Source organism: Bacillus thuringiensis (genome assembly GCF_022095615.2).
In the GTDB taxonomy this organism is placed as follows: domain Bacteria; phylum Bacillota; class Bacilli; order Bacillales; family Bacillaceae_G; genus Bacillus_A; species Bacillus_A cereus_AG.
The window spans coordinates 1,796,114-1,810,602 of the sequence record NZ_CP155559.1 but is presented as its reverse complement, the minus strand read 5'-3'; the positions used below and the strand labels follow the sequence as shown (position 1 = coordinate 1,810,602).

Genomic DNA, 14,489 nt, shown 5'->3' with positions numbered 1-14,489 from the left:
AACAGAAAATTCAGTCTATTTACTTTGAACTGGTGGTTCTGTCTCTTTCATCGTCAATTCTCGCTCTAATACTGGCACCGGATAGTCAACACCATCTTGCTTTTTCAATGTGATAGAATAAAGTGTCTGCATCGCTTGGTGATCCTTTTCTCTAAACTTCATCTTTCCTTTCGGTGTATCAAATTCCATTCCTTCCATCTTCTTAATCAATGTATCTACATCTGTATCACCTTTTGTTTTCTTTAAAGCTTCTACAATTGAAATTGCCGCTGACATTCCACCCGCTGTAAATAAATCTGGCACCGCACCATTAAATCGTTTTTTATGTTCTTCAACTAACCAATCATTCACCTTATTTTTCGGGAGTGTATGATAATAAACAGAAAAACCTTGCATTCCTACTAACGCATCCATCGTTTTTAATGCCGGTATATCTGGTGCACCTGTAGAAATTTTAATACCTTGTGCTTCCACATTCATATCTTTTAACTGTTTCCAAGGTGAGTTTGCCCCTGCCCAAACGATAAATAAATAATCCGGTTTTGAGCTAATGATATTTTGAATATTTGCAGTGAAGTCAGTCGAATTCGTATCTGCATATTGTTCGTTTACAATATTCGCACCTAATTTCTTCGCTCCCGCTTTAAATGCCGCAATTCCTTCACGGCCGTAGGCATTATCTTGTGCTAACGTTGCTATTTTCACATCTTTTTTAGCAATTGCCGCAGCACCAGCGACTGCATCTTGAGAGGAATTTCTACCCGTTCTAAAAATATATTTATTCCAGTTCTTCCCGGTAATACTATCAGCTACTGCTGGTTCTACAACCATTATTTTTTCATATTCTTCAGCTAGTGGTAAAACCGCTAATGTATCACTTGAACTAGACGATCCGACTAAAAAATCGACTTTCTCTTCTTCTAATAATTTCGTAGCTTTTTTAACTGCTACATCAGCTTTTGTTTCCGTATCTTCTACAACAAACTTAATCTTCTTCCCTTCCACTTTCCCAGTTCCACCAGTTGCATAGTCTAACCCTAATTCAAATCCGTTCACTGTTTGTTTCCCATACGATTCTAATGGACCTGTTAATGAAGCTAGAACCCCTACCTTAATCGTCTTTTCATCCTCTGTACTTGTTTTCTTTCCTGAACAAGCTGCCGTTATTAATAACGAACCTAAAACACAACCAGTAAACATCGTTTTTAGCCATTTACGTTTTTTCATCGACATTGTGATCCTCCCCATACTTTACTTTCTGATAGAATCCAACACGCCAAAGTTATCCATCCGTAATTATGACTTTTCCTTTGAATCATACAAACAAATCTGTTAAAAAACTGTAATGAAGTACCTTTACATTCGCCGCCCCTTTCCAAATACCTCCATTTCTCATGTATTCATCTAAGATTTTTCACCACCTAATCACAGTCGCTGCCCACGTATACCCAGTCCCTGCACTAACTACTACTGCAATATCTCCAGGCTGTAATTTTCCTTGTTCATTTGCAAAGTGAAGACCAATGCAAGGATCAAGCGCTGACATATGTCCATAATGATCTAAATATACAACTTGTTCTTCTTCTAGCCCTAGCCCTTGTATCAATTCTATTAACATAGAACGTTTTGTATGCAGTGGTAACAATACTTTAATATCTTTAGGAGTACATCCACTTTTTCTTAACGCCTCCCGAATAACCTTGTCAAAATTAGGGATTGAAACCCGGTCTAGACGTTCTTTCATACTATTAGGATCTATTACATCAATATAATGTTGTCGATTCTCAACTGTATCATAGCTCGCAACCTGCTTTGATCCACCTGCTGGAATACGTACATCTTCATGAAATGAACCATCTGTTATAATCGCACTTCCTAATATTTTACCGTTGCTAGCATCTTTTTTCACTAAAGCTGCGCTTCCGCCATCAGCGAAATTAAACATAAAACGTGAGCGTGGATTATCATAATCAACAATTTGAGATTCTTTACATCCACCTACTAATAATATATTTTCAATTGAGTTATCCGAGTAGAGCATATCTTTTGCGACTTTGAGAGCAATAGGAAAACAAGAACTAACATTCATAATTTCAAAAGCATAAGCATTTTTCAATCCAAGTTCATGCTGAATTTTGGGGGCACTTGACCATACGTGGTAATCTTTATGTGGGCTGCCAAAATAAATGACTACATCAATAGATTGAGGATCTACTTGTAATAATATTGGCTTTGCAGCAGCAATAGCTAAATCTGATGCATGCATCGTTTCGTCTGCGACATGTTTTTCATATAAACCAAACTTTTCTATAATAATTTTCTCAGGGATACCTGTTTTTTTAGATAGGTCTGCAGCCGTCTCTACGTCTTTTGGGAAGAAAACACCAGTCGCTTCAATCCCAATATTCATTATACTACTCCTCCTTCTTTTGGCACCATCATAGTAGCTACACCTGTTAATACTAAATCTCCATTTTGGTTATGACACTCCGTTAACAATTTCAAAACTCTCTTTTCTATCATAAATTCTTGTACTGTAGCCGTTGCTGTAATTGTATCTCCTATAAAAACTGGTGCTGTAAATTTAATAGTTTGCTCCATATAAACAGACCCTTTTCCAGGTAAATGAATACCAAGCAATTGCGATAATAGACTAGCAGTTAGTAAACCATGTGCTATTCTTTGATTAAATCTAGTTTGTTTTGCATACTCATGATCAATATGAATTGGATTGAAATCCCCGCTCAAACCTGCAAATAATACAAAATCCGTTTCTGTTATTGTTTTACTACATGCCGCCTGTTGGCCAGCGCTATACATCGTCATCTCTTCACCTACTTTTCAATTGATTTGCTAACTGTGCTTTTTGAATTTTACCAGTTGCATTTTTGGGCAATTTCTCTAGAAATACAATTTCTTTTGGAATTTTATATTTTGCTAGAAATAAACGACAATGTTCAATGACTTCCTTTTCAGTTAATTCACTGCTACTCTTTTTCACAATAAAGGCGATCGGAATCTCTCCCCACTTTACATGTTGGCTACCAACGACCGCTACCTCATATACTTCCGAAAGCTTATTAATGACTTGCTCTACTTCAAGTGGATAAATATTTTCACCACCGGAAATTATCATTTCTTTTTTTCTACCGACAATGTATACAAAACCATCTTCATCAACTTTAGCTAAATCTCCCGTATATAACCAACCATCTTGAATCGTTTCTTTTGTTGCATCTGGTCGATTCCAATACTCTTTCATTACATTTGGCCCTCTTATAAGTAACTCTCCAACTTCACCGATTTCAACCTTATTTTTATTTTCATCAATAAGTACATAATCACAAAACAGAACAGGTTTTCCAATTGAACCTACTTTACGTCTTGCATCTTCTTCTGAAAGCATAAATACGGTTGGTGATGTTTCAGTCATGCCAAAGCCTTGACCAAATAAAAATCCTCTATCAATAAATTCTCTCATCAACTCTTCTGGACATGGAGCACCACCGTTATAAAACCAGCGAACTGATTGTAAATTTGTAGTTTCAAACTTTGGACAATTCATTAATGCTTGATGAATTGTAGGTACTCCCATCACTACAGTCACTTTATGTTTTTCTATCATCGAAAGAGCTGTGGTTGGTTCGAATTTGCTTGGAATAATGATTACGCCACCTGCAAATAAAGTTGGAAATGCGAATAAACCAATTCCACCAATATGAAATAAAGGTAATAATACAATAGAGCGATCGTGCATAGTTAAGTCAATCGCAAATGTATTGTTAAGCGCATTCCAAAACATATTTTCTTGTGTAAGTACAGCTCCTTTCGGTTTTCCTGTTGTACCTGATGTATAACATATAATAAAGGGTGCGCTTTCATTTATCTCTTCAAAGTTGTCATTTTTTCTATCTTCTATTTCTTTTAAACTTTTAATCGAAATAACTCTTTGTACGTACGATACCTTATGCATTAACAGTGCCATATTTTGAAATGTTTCCTCTACAAATAAAACTGTAGTTCCACTATCTTTTAACTGAAATATAAGTTCATTTTCTGTTAACCGTATATTAAGTGGAACAGCAATACATTCTACCTTGGCTATAGCAAACAAAAGTACAACATATTCCAAGCTATTTTGTGATAAAATAGCTATCCTTTCTCCTTTTTGCACATGTAAGTCGTAAATTAAATATGCGGCTACTTTACTTACATATTCATGTAACTGTTTATATGTCATTTCCTCCTCTTCTGTAATAATGGCAATGCGATCTGGATGTAAATAGGCCCGTTTTTCAATCCAATAAGCAATGCCTTGCATATGTTCCCCACTCCCTTATCTCTTTCTCAATCCTTCAAATATTAATGACATCGCTGCTGCAAATACATCTTCCGGAACATCTTTCTCTTCCCAATAACCCCACCGCATTCCAAGAAATTGCCCAATTGACATAAGACAATACGCAATTGTTTCTTTATCAAGTTGTTTAAACTCTCCCGCTTCCATACCAGCCGATAAACTTTTTAAAAATCCATTTGCGAGCTTTGCATAGTACCATCTATATAAGTTATCATCAACAACTACTGCCTGTTGTACAATGTTATATAGATTAGGTCGATCTTTCACCCACCGAAAAAAAGCCTGAAAACCTCTTCTTTGTGCCTCTTCATAACTTGATATTCCCTTCATTTCTTCTTTAATAATTAAGCGTAACTCACGGTTCAATCTGCGAATCAATTCATCAAATATATCTTTTTTAGATGGAAAATAATTATAGAAAGTTCCGTGCGCTACCTTTGCTTCTTGTGTAATATTCACGATAGAAGCCTCGTAATATCCTTTACTACCAAACACCTCTTCTGCAGCACACAATAATTTCTCTCTCGTTTCTAACCCTTTTGTTGTTAGGTTTTTTACATCCATTATTATTTTTTCTGACACCTGAATCACCTCTTAGATTTGATTATAAATACATTTCTGAATTTTACAATTATTATTGTTAGACAAAATCCGCAACTGTTTTTCTATAACCCAATACAGGTTGGCTTCTTTTGACTAGCTATTAATTAGCGAGAATTTTATAACGCATTCCTAATCAGAATGAATAAACGCCCCGTCAGTTGACTTTTTTACAATCCCCTCCCTCTCATAACACCATATATACTTAAAACTAGTACAAAAGTAAATCCATATTTTACAAAAACGAAATATACTAATATAATGTATAAATGATTATCACTTATACGCATCGGTTATGAGTGAAAAAATATTGTTTTATATACTTAGGAGGAATCATAATGAATTTTAAACATGTACTTGCAACAGGCTTAATTACTGCCACATTATTCGGCGCAACGAATGCTCATGCACAAACTGAACATTTCATTGATGTACCAATGAATCACTGGTCTAAAAATCCGATTTACTACTTAACTGAACAAAAGGTCATTAGTGGTTATGGCAACGGAAAATTTGGATTTGGTGACAATGTAACTCGTGGACAAGTAGCTGCGATTATTTCAAGATACTTAAAACTAGAAAATACCGGATCTACAAGTAAACATTTCTCTGATATTCATGGGCATATGTTTGAAAACAATATTAAAGCAGTTGCTCAAAAAGGACTTATGACAGGGGACAGTAGCACTGACAAATTTAGACCCGATGATACATTAACTCGATATGAAATGGCTGTTATCTTACAAAAAGCGTTTCATCTATCTGTAAAAACAAACGACCTTTTCTATGATGTTCCAAATAATTTTTGGGCAACAGACTCTGTTCGTTCCTTGTATAGTAATGGCATTACAAAAGGAATTGGCGACTATCGATATGGCGGCGAAATGAATGTAACAAGAGAACAATTTGCAACGTTTATGTATAATGCAATTAATGTAAACCCCTATTTTGTTCCTGATTCTATTCCTGCAAAAGATGAGGACAAGTACAAAGAAATTGAGAATATACTGATTGATTCTGGATTTTTAAAAACTGATTATAACTATGTATTCACTAAAACTGGTAAAACATATGATGGCATTATGTATTTTAATTTTTCTCCCTATGATGACAGCGCATATAGAATGTCTATTCATAGTGATGATTCTGTATTAAACGAGCCGGTAAAAAAAGTATTAAACACCCTACTACCAACTAAAGCAGATTATCTGTACAGTCTAATTAAAAACCCTACTGCAAGCTCTCGAACAATAGAATTAGACGGTCGCAAAATTGAATTTAGAAGAGACTCTAGTACTAGTGTAAGTGTTTCTCTTGGAAAACGAAAATACTAAAAGAATGACTATTTAACATGAATACAAGTAGCTAAATAGTTACTCATAAAAATAAAAGAGCTGCCCATAAGTCGGTTTTACCGACTTATGGGACAGCTCCTTTTAATCTTAATTAGAATTAAGTTCGACCTTCTCTAACCCTTCAGCCAATTGTTTCTTATCTAGCCCTTCTCCTATTACTACTAAGTTTGTCGGGAAACCGAAGTCTTGTTCCAGTAAAGTCGGTACCCCGAACGAGTATTGGAATAAGTGAGGATATTTGTCCCCATGAAATTTCACAAAACCTTTCACACGATAAATACTATCTGGTACATTCGAAAGCCATTCGTATAATTTATCTTGATCAATCGATTTCTTAAATTGGTATGTCATCGTTTGTATATGTAAATGCTGTTTTACATGTAGTGTCTCATGTTCCCCATCATTCGTAAATTCAGCTTCTTCTATATCTTCTAAAGATATATTACAATATTTTGTTTCAAACAATCTCGCATGATTATTTATTACTTTCACTTCTTCAATTACTTTGTTCTTATCCGCATCTGTTAGTAAATCTGATTTATTAATTAAAATGTGGCTACCAAACTTCAATTGCTCATGCAATAATTGCTGAACGTTTGCACTTAATACACTTCGATTTAACCATCTTACTGCATCTAATACAACTACAATTGATTTCACTTCTAGGAAAGGTGCTAAAATTGGTGATACACACGCATCTAACACTTCAATTGGATGCGCAACACCTGTCGTTTCTATATATATTACATCCGGCCTTTCTTGCTGATATAACGAATGCAATTGTATTTCAAGCTCTTCTTTCAACGTACAACAAATACATCCTTTCAGAAGCTCTCTTAAAACATTCTCTTTTCCAATAATATCTGTATCTACCGAGTATTCACCAATTTCATTCATTAATACTGCAACTTTTCTATTCTTCTTTTTCTCTGCTAACAATAAATTTTGTAATAATGTTGATTTTCCACTACCTAAAAAACCACCTAATATATGAATTTCTACTTTATTCATGTGATCGACCATCCATTTCTTTATTTCAAACGTATTCAAAGCGTAATAATTACGATTTATATTTATTATTTTATTAAAAGAATAGTGATTTGTAAATATATCTTCACTGTTCGTTTACTTCATAAGCAACTCTAATTCCAGACTCTATCGCTCCTTGCATCCACCCATGTGTTAATGTCGTATGCTCTCCTGCAAAGTGTACTTTTCCAGCTGGTGGTGTAATATACGGAAATAACTCAAGCTCTTGGCCCGGTTCGAAAGCTGTAAATGCGCCGCAAGAATACGGGTTTTTACTCCAACTAAAAGAGGTTCCGGTAACAAACTCACTATAGACGATGTCACCATATATTTCCGCTAAATTTTTTAATGCGTAACGAACGCGATCTCTTTGCGGGAGACTATCCCACGTTAACGCCTCATCTGCCCACGTATAACTTGCTAAAACGATAGCTGCCCCTGGTGTATGAATACCATAACTCGGATAATATGTAAACCGGATAGGTAAATCTGTAATAGATTTACCGCCACACTGTCCCGCTTTCTCCCAGAATCTACTTTTAAACTCTATCGCAATTTTAGTTGCAGCAATATAATTTAATTCACGAATTGCTCGTCTTTTAAAATAAGAGAATAAATGGTATGGCTGAACTTCTACAAACCGTAACGCTGAAAATGGAATTGTAATAATAGCACTGTCTCCTGTTACGATAAATGACTGTAATGTTTTTTCATGTATTACTTGCATCATTACTTTATTATCTTCCTGTATAATTTTTTCTACTTTATACGACATAAAAATATTATCTTTTAACTCCGGTAAAAATGAATTTGGTAATGCGTCCATCCCGCCCGTTATCTCATAATATTTTGTTGTTGAGGTAAAAAAGATCATTTCACGTAATACTTCAATTAAAGACATTCCCATATATGCTTCCATATCAAGAAGTACCCCAATCATATCGATTGCACCATCTGAATAATATTCAGTTAAAAATGAGCCGAGCGAATATGTTTTATACTTTTTTTCAACGATGATCCAGTTTTTATTAGGATCTTTTTTTATAAAATTAAGTATTGGCTCTAATACTACTAACATTAACTCTTCTGCCGTTTTTCCTTTTTCGTTCTCTACAATTGGATATCCAAGTATACTTGGATTTTTTTCGAATATGCTCAATCTCGTTTTAATATGATTCGTATAAATAATATCTGAAGCAGTTTTATTTATAAACAAATTTAACGGTAATTTAAATTTACGAATATAAGCTAAAGGTAACTCGTGTGTTTCAGGAATTCGCATCGGTCCTGCATTAAAATATAAACCAGAGCTAAATGGTTCACGGATTGTATATATTCTTCCACCTATTCGATTATTCGCTTCTAAAATTGTTATGTTATGCCCTGCTTCTTTCAATAACGATGCTGCAACTAAGCCCGAAATCCCTGCACCAGCAATAATAATCTGCTTTGGATTCTTCGTTTTAACGAGCCCCACATTAATAATATGAAGCATTCTTTCCATCGTTAATGGCTGCATCATACCCTTTTCCCCTTCAATAAAGGATTTTATTGCATTATATTCGGTTCACTTACTTCCTATGTTTCATGCAAAGAATTGCACGGATACATTTTCAAATACTTGAATATCTTTTATAAAATGTAATAAACTAGATATGACTCTATAGAAGTAAGACGTATTATCTTACATAATAAAATCAATGAAATTGCGAGGAATTTTGAAATGAAAAAAGGTATTAACCGTGTTGTATTAGTAGGAACAGGGGCAGTTGGATGTAGTTATGCTTACTGTATGATTAACCAAGCTGTGGCTGAAGAATTTGTTTTAGTTGATGTAAACGAGGCAAAAGCTGAGGGAGAAGCAATGGATTTAAGTCATGCTGTTCCATTCGCTCCAGCTCCAACTAGAGTATGGAAAGGCAGCTATGAAGATTGTAAAGATGCTGATCTAGTAGTCATTACAGCTGGATTACCACAAAAACCAGGCGAAACACGTTTAGATTTAGTTGAGAAAAACGCAAAAATCTTTAAACAAATCGTTCGTAGTATTATGGATAGCGGATTTGATGGTATTTTCTTAATCGCAACAAACCCTGTCGATATTTTAACTTACGTAACTTGGAAAGAATCTGGTTTACCAAAAGAACGCGTAATTGGTTCTGGTACAACACTTGATTCTGCTCGTTTCCGCTATATGTTAGGTGAGTACTTCAATATTGGTCCACACAACATTCATGCTTATATTATCGGAGAACATGGTGATACGGAACTTCCTGTTTGGAGTCACGTATCAATTGGTATTCAAAAACTACAAACGCTTCTTGATAAAGACAACACATACACGCAAGAAGATTTAGACAAAATCTTCATAAATGTTCGTGATGCAGCTTACCATATCATTGAGCGAAAAGGTGCAACTTACTATGGTATTGGTATGTCACTTCTACGTGTTACAAAGGCGATTTTAAACGACGAAAATAGTGTATTAACAGTATCAGCTTACTTAGAAGGTCAATACGGTCAAAAGGATGTTTATATCGGCGTACCTGCTGTTTTAAACCGCGGCGGTGTTCGTGAAATTTTAGAAGTAGAATTAAGTGAAGACGAAGAATTAAAATTCGATCACTCTGTCCAAGTATTAAAAGAAACGATGGCTCCAGTTCTTTAATATGTATAGTAAAAAGCAATCCAATTTATTTTGGATTGCTTTTTCATTTTGATTGTTCACTCATTGAAAACATCAGTTATTTTCTACTTTTTAATCGATTCCTCATTGTTTACATCAAGTACATCTAATAAAAAGATAAAGATTGGTATCCCGATAATAAGTCCCCATATTCCAAGGAAATGTTCTGAAAAGATGAGAATCATAAATGTATAAAAGATTGGTAAATTTGTTTTCGCAGACATGAATTTCGGGTTTAAAAAATAACTTTCAAGAGCGTGGATTACTGTAATGAACACAAGTATGTATACAACGTACATTACTCCGCCTACGTTATAAGCAATAATACAAAGTGGAAACAAGGAAATAATTACACCGGCAACAGGAATTAAACCTAGTAGAAAGACCATGACAGCCAATACAAGCAGCTGCGGAAAACCTAAAATCACAAGCGCAATGACAGTAAGGATACAATTCACAACTGCAATTAAAAACTGTGCTTCAATTACTTTACCGAACGATCTTGCAAACCTTTCGCCAAAATATGCAATCTCCTCATAAAAAACCTTTAGACTACTATCTTTAAATTTCGAAGTAAATGATATTATGCGTTCTTTTTCTAACAAGAAAAATAAACTTAAAATAAGAGAGAGTAGTATTTGCAAACTGACTTTTCCTATATTTGCAATCGATTGATATATAACATCTACACCTTGTTCTATATATTTTGATACTTCCATCCCATTAATTGTTGAAAGTGCATATTTAATGATCTCATTATCCGGTGGATTTTGAAAAAACAACCTAAACTGATAAATCAATTGGGAAATTTGTATCGTTAGCACAGGTAAATATTTATATAATGTTGTACCGATAAAAGTAACTAATATTATATACAAACATGCGATAACAATTTTTCGATTCACTTTCAATTTATTTGAAATAAAACGTTGAAATCGATCCATTAAAAATGTCAGTATAAACGTAATTAATATTAAATTGATCATACTTTTTAAGCCATATAATACAAGCGCTACTATTATTAAAACGAGAAACCGTTGGAACCCTCTACTTCGAAAGAAATTTTTCACTTCATTCATTAAGATTTAACCTCCCCCTTCAATGGATGGAAATTGAATATATTACATTTTATGAACTTCTATAGACAATCTTTCTTACTAATTGAGAAGAATCCTTTTTTTCTTTTTATATTGTTAGATTCTTTTCATATTAGCCCACCAACATATTTCATTGGAGCTCTTTTTTCGTTTATCCTTTTACAGTTTTGGTGATTTTCTATTTTTAGACTGTTGCTCATACCCATATCCAATATTGAGCAGTTCCTTTTCACCAAATTGTTTCCCGACAAACACTACACCTACTGGCTCTCCATTGTTATCATATCCTGCTGGCACCGCTAATTCTGGATAACCAGCTACAGCTGATAGAAGAACTTCTTCGTTATTAATCATAACTAAAGCATCCAAACCTTTTTCTACTAAATATCTATCTAGCTCTTTTTTTGCATTTTCTTGACTCGTTTGCACTATTTTTTCAAACTCATCTTTCGTTATAGAAGATTTTTCAGATCCCTCAATTAATGTTTGTCCATACTTTATTCGTCTAGTATTATCATTTTTATTAAACGCTATAATTTCTTCTAACGATTTTACCGGTACATTTTTTTGCTGTGAAAGATAATCGTTAACATTATGTTTGAACTCATATTCTAATGTTTGCAGATTATCTACCCCCTCTGCATTTAACTGAATATTATCAGTCAAGATCGCACCTGCATCTTGAAGGTCTTTCCTAATCTTTTCTGCTACTTCTTTTCTATTTTCATCTTGTCGATTTATTGAAAAAAGAACTCCTACTTTTTTCCCTTTCAATCCGTCTATTGATAAGTCCTTCGTATAATCAATTCTTTCTTTATCTTTCATTTTTTCTGTCATAGCATCTTTTTCATCAAAACCTACCATTATGTTAAATAACGTTGCGGCATCCTTTACCGTTCTTGCCATCGGTCCTGCTGTATCAAGTGTTTCAGCTAACGGAATAATGCCTGATCTACTCACCAAACCTAGTGACGGACGTAATCCAACTACTGATTGCTGCGTCGCTGGTGCTACAATTGACCCAGTCGTTTCCGTTCCAATTGCAAGTGGGGCAAAATCTGCTGCAACTACTGTAGCAGATCCAGAGCTTGACCCTGATGTATCAAACGTAATCGGACCATATGGATTCAAATTTTGTCCTTTTTTCCCGCTATATCCGCTAGGCATTGTAAAGGATAAATAATTTGCCCACTCAGACATATTCGCTTTCCCTAAAACAAAAGCACCTTCTTCTTTCAACTTCTTCACAATCGTCGCATCTTCATCTGCAATCCAATCTTTTAGCACATAAGTTCCTGCACTTGTCGGCATCACCTTTTCCGTTTGTACATTATCTTTTACCATAACTGGGATACCGTATAAATTCGTCTTCTTCTTTAAAGACCTTTCTTTATCTAACTTTCGCGCTTCTTCCATTGCATTTGGATTAATCTCTGTAACAGCATTTAATGATATTCCATTTTGGTCATGTTCTTGTATTCTAAAAAGGTAAATACTCGTTAATTCTTCATATGATAATTTCCCATCATCAATCATTTTTTGAAGCTCATCTACAGTCGCATTTACGACTTCTTTTTCTTTTATCTTTATATTTTCTATGTTAATGCCTTTCAATTGATTATGTATCGGTTTTAACACTCTATCTTTATCATATACGATACGCTCCGGTTCCTTTGGAAAATAATTTTTATACATGTAATACCCTCCGGCACATGCCAGCAGGACAATACCTCCAGCGATCGACAACGTTATCTTTACCCACCTTTTCATGTTGTTACCTCCACTCTAAAAGTTGCTAAATTGTATTGAAAAAGAGAGTTATCCTTGTAACTCTCTCTAATTAAAATGCTACATGAAAAAATGAAGAATTTCAATTTCATTACTTCTTTTTTTGCATTTGCTTCGCTAATAATTCTTTCACCTGATTATATGTTAATCCTGAATTCTTATTTAAACGTTTTACTTCCTCAACATCAGTACCCACTACTGTATATTGTTTCTCATCATTCATCTTTCCACTTCCCTTTCTATAGCATTATTTCTAATATTTTTCCCCTAAACTCATATAAATTAATACAAATAAGGAAACTATACGAAATTCGATAGCTAAAGGGAATTCAGTTACATAAGAGGAAAAGATAAAAAAATGTCGAATGTATATATTTATTGAATTTAAGGGCTTGGAGGGTACATTTTGAAAACATATGAGTTTAAACATAACATTCCAACATTAGAAGAATATAAATATTTGTGTGATTCTGTTGGATGGACTAATTATATGAATTTTGAAGTAGCGGATACTTCACTGCAGCATTCTATTCACTGCATCACAGTCAAAGATAATGATCAAATTATCGGCATGGGGAGAATTGTTGGTGATGGATCTATCTATTTCTATATTCAAGATATAGTAGTTCATCCGGATTATCAGAAACATGGTATCGGGAAAGAAATCATGCATCGCTTAGTTACATACTTACATGAAAATGCCCCTGATAAGGCGTTTGTCGGTTTGTTTGCATCAGAAGGTAAAGAATCGTTCTATGAGAAATTTAATTTTAAAGATTTTTCACCAAATATGACGGGGATGTTTACTGTCATTTCAAAAACATAATAGATTTTTAATTGTAAGGAAAGACTTCGGTTCATATAAAGGAATTTGTTCTTGCAGTAAAAGTTTACTATTACATACGAAAGGAGAGTACATATATGGCTCATATGTACTCTCCTTTTATTTCACTCTTTACATATTAAATTTCTTAATAAAATTTCACTACATCTTCAGTAGGTAAAAATGTTCTTTCTCCCGGTTGCTCATTTGGCTCACCAAATGGCATTTGTCCTACTAAACTCCACTCGGCTGGAATGTTCCAAGTTTCTTTAACTTCAGCATCTACAATTGGATTGTAGTGTTGTAACGATGCGCCAATTCCTTCAGCTGCTAATAACATCCATACAGTATGTTGTAACATTGCATTTCCTTGATGAGACCAGAATGGGAACTGATCTTTATATAATGGTGCATTTTCTTGCATTTTTTCTACTGTTGCTTGATCTTCAAAGAATAACACAGTCCCAGCACCTGTATGGAAACCTTTTAATCTTTCTACAGTCGCTTCAAAGTTTTCTGCTGGTACGCGGGCTCTTAGTGTTTCTTTAACAATATCCCAAAACTTTTCATGCTCTCCATCCATTAATACAACCATACGGCCACTTTGCATATTGAAAGATGTTGGTGCGTGTAAAGCTGTTTTTAAAACTTCTTCAATTCTTTCTTTCGTAATTGCATCGTTTTTTGTTACTTTACGAATAGAACGACGGTTCACGATTGCTTCTTTTAAGTTTGTTGTAGTTGCTGACAT

Annotated in this window: 14 protein-coding genes; 3 read left to right on the top strand and 11 right to left on the bottom strand. The window is 34.3% G+C overall.

Annotation, left to right across the window (positions count from 1 at the left end; translation table 11 throughout):
• Positions 1–15 precede the first annotated feature (15 nt).
• The 5 genes from KZZ19_RS09360 to KZZ19_RS09340 form a co-directional block, all read right to left on the bottom strand.
• Positions 16–1,233 carry a substrate-binding domain-containing protein gene (locus KZZ19_RS09360; protein ID WP_237981364.1) on the bottom strand — a complete coding sequence of 406 codons (1,218 nt, stop codon included), beginning with the start codon at positions 1,231–1,233 and terminating at the stop codon, positions 16–18.
• Positions 1,234–1,414: 181 nt separating this feature from the next.
• On the bottom strand, positions 1,415–2,410 hold the full coding sequence (locus tag KZZ19_RS09355; RefSeq protein WP_237981365.1) for a 3-oxoacyl-ACP synthase: 996 nt from the start codon (positions 2,408–2,410) through the stop codon (positions 1,415–1,417).
• Positions 2,410–2,826: a MaoC family dehydratase gene (locus KZZ19_RS09350; RefSeq protein ID WP_237981366.1), complete on the bottom strand. Its 417-nt coding sequence runs from the start codon at positions 2,824–2,826 to the stop codon at positions 2,410–2,412. The genes KZZ19_RS09355 and KZZ19_RS09350 overlap by 1 nt, the downstream gene beginning before the upstream one ends.
• A gap of 4 nt (positions 2,827–2,830) precedes the next feature.
• Positions 2,831–4,321 (bottom strand): o-succinylbenzoate--CoA ligase, encoded by a 1,491-nt coding sequence (locus KZZ19_RS09345; RefSeq protein ID WP_237981367.1) that lies wholly within the window; start codon positions 4,319–4,321, stop codon positions 2,831–2,833.
• Positions 4,322–4,336: 15 nt separating this feature from the next.
• Positions 4,337–4,942 carry a TetR/AcrR family transcriptional regulator gene (locus tag KZZ19_RS09340; protein ID WP_237981368.1) on the bottom strand — a complete coding sequence of 202 codons (606 nt, stop codon included), beginning with the start codon at positions 4,940–4,942 and terminating at the stop codon, positions 4,337–4,339.
• 356 nt (positions 4,943–5,298) lie between these two features.
• Here KZZ19_RS09340 and KZZ19_RS09335 point away from each other — a divergent pair, with 356 nt between their 5' ends.
• A complete protein-coding gene (locus tag KZZ19_RS09335) occupies positions 5,299–6,294 on the top strand; it encodes an S-layer homology domain-containing protein (protein WP_237981369.1) in 996 nt (331 codons plus the stop codon).
• Between the two features lie 108 nt (positions 6,295–6,402).
• On the opposite strand, the gene KZZ19_RS09330 is transcribed toward KZZ19_RS09335, so the two are convergent.
• Both KZZ19_RS09330 and KZZ19_RS09325 read right to left on the bottom strand, forming a co-directional pair.
• A complete protein-coding gene (locus tag KZZ19_RS09330) occupies positions 6,403–7,326 on the bottom strand; it encodes a CobW family GTP-binding protein (RefSeq protein ID WP_237981370.1) in 924 nt (307 codons plus the stop codon).
• 103 nt (positions 7,327–7,429) lie between these two features.
• Entirely contained in the window at positions 7,430–8,866 is a 1,437-nt protein-coding gene (locus KZZ19_RS09325; protein WP_237981371.1) for a flavin monoamine oxidase family protein, read from the bottom strand.
• Between the two features lie 201 nt (positions 8,867–9,067).
• Between KZZ19_RS09325 and KZZ19_RS09320 the strand changes: the two genes are divergently transcribed.
• Positions 9,068–10,012, top strand: a complete 945-nt coding sequence (locus KZZ19_RS09320; RefSeq protein WP_088096040.1) for an L-lactate dehydrogenase — start codon at positions 9,068–9,070, stop codon at positions 10,010–10,012.
• A gap of 83 nt (positions 10,013–10,095) precedes the next feature.
• On the opposite strand, the gene KZZ19_RS09315 is transcribed toward KZZ19_RS09320, so the two are convergent.
• The 3 genes from KZZ19_RS09315 to KZZ19_RS09305 form a co-directional block, all read right to left on the bottom strand.
• A complete protein-coding gene (locus KZZ19_RS09315; RefSeq protein WP_088096039.1) occupies positions 10,096–11,109 on the bottom strand; it encodes an AI-2E family transporter in 1,014 nt (337 codons plus the stop codon).
• A 177-nt stretch (positions 11,110–11,286) separates the two neighbouring features.
• Complete coding sequence (locus KZZ19_RS09310; RefSeq protein WP_237981372.1) at positions 11,287–12,897, bottom strand: amidase family protein; 1,611 nt, start codon at positions 12,895–12,897, stop codon at positions 11,287–11,289.
• Positions 12,898–13,006: 109 nt separating this feature from the next.
• Complete coding sequence (locus KZZ19_RS09305) at positions 13,007–13,138, bottom strand: hypothetical protein (RefSeq protein ID WP_088096037.1); 132 nt, start codon at positions 13,136–13,138, stop codon at positions 13,007–13,009.
• 183 nt (positions 13,139–13,321) lie between these two features.
• Between KZZ19_RS09305 and KZZ19_RS09300 the strand changes: the two genes are divergently transcribed.
• Complete coding sequence (locus KZZ19_RS09300; RefSeq protein ID WP_237981373.1) at positions 13,322–13,741, top strand: GNAT family N-acetyltransferase; 420 nt, start codon at positions 13,322–13,324, stop codon at positions 13,739–13,741.
• A gap of 145 nt (positions 13,742–13,886) precedes the next feature.
• On the opposite strand, the gene KZZ19_RS09295 is transcribed toward KZZ19_RS09300, so the two are convergent.
• Positions 13,887–14,489, bottom strand: a complete 603-nt coding sequence (locus KZZ19_RS09295) for a nitroreductase family protein (RefSeq protein WP_226545423.1) — start codon at positions 14,487–14,489, stop codon at positions 13,887–13,889.

What these genes read in the sequence shown, in the direction of transcription:
- KZZ19_RS09305 (WP_088096037.1), bottom strand. Translation starts at nt 13,138, where the DNA reads ATGAATGATGAGAAACAATATACAGTAGTGGGTACTGATGTTGAGGAA.
- KZZ19_RS09335 (WP_237981369.1), top strand. Translation starts at nt 5,299, where the DNA reads ATGAATTTTAAACATGTACTTGCAACAGGCTTAATTACTGCCACATTA.
- KZZ19_RS09315 (WP_088096039.1), bottom strand. Translation starts at nt 11,109, where the DNA reads ATGAATGAAGTGAAAAATTTCTTTCGAAGTAGAGGGTTCCAACGGTTT.
- KZZ19_RS09325 (WP_237981371.1), bottom strand. Translation starts at nt 8,866, where the DNA reads ATGATGCAGCCATTAACGATGGAAAGAATGCTTCATATTATTAATGTG.
- KZZ19_RS09310 (WP_237981372.1), bottom strand. Translation starts at nt 12,897, where the DNA reads ATGAAAAGGTGGGTAAAGATAACGTTGTCGATCGCTGGAGGTATTGTC.
- KZZ19_RS09350 (WP_237981366.1), bottom strand. Translation starts at nt 2,826, where the DNA reads ATGACGATGTATAGCGCTGGCCAACAGGCGGCATGTAGTAAAACAATA.
- KZZ19_RS09345 (WP_237981367.1), bottom strand. Translation starts at nt 4,321, where the DNA reads ATGCAAGGCATTGCTTATTGGATTGAAAAACGGGCCTATTTACATCCA.
- KZZ19_RS09355 (WP_237981365.1), bottom strand. Translation starts at nt 2,410, where the DNA reads ATGAATATTGGGATTGAAGCGACTGGTGTTTTCTTCCCAAAAGACGTA.
- KZZ19_RS09295 (WP_226545423.1), bottom strand. Translation starts at nt 14,489, where the DNA reads ATGTCAGCAACTACAACAAACTTAAAAGAAGCAATCGTGAACCGTCGT.
- KZZ19_RS09330 (WP_237981370.1), bottom strand. Translation starts at nt 7,326, where the DNA reads ATGAATAAAGTAGAAATTCATATATTAGGTGGTTTTTTAGGTAGTGGA.
- KZZ19_RS09320 (WP_088096040.1), top strand. Translation starts at nt 9,068, where the DNA reads ATGAAAAAAGGTATTAACCGTGTTGTATTAGTAGGAACAGGGGCAGTT.
- KZZ19_RS09360 (WP_237981364.1), bottom strand. Translation starts at nt 1,233, where the DNA reads ATGTCGATGAAAAAACGTAAATGGCTAAAAACGATGTTTACTGGTTGT.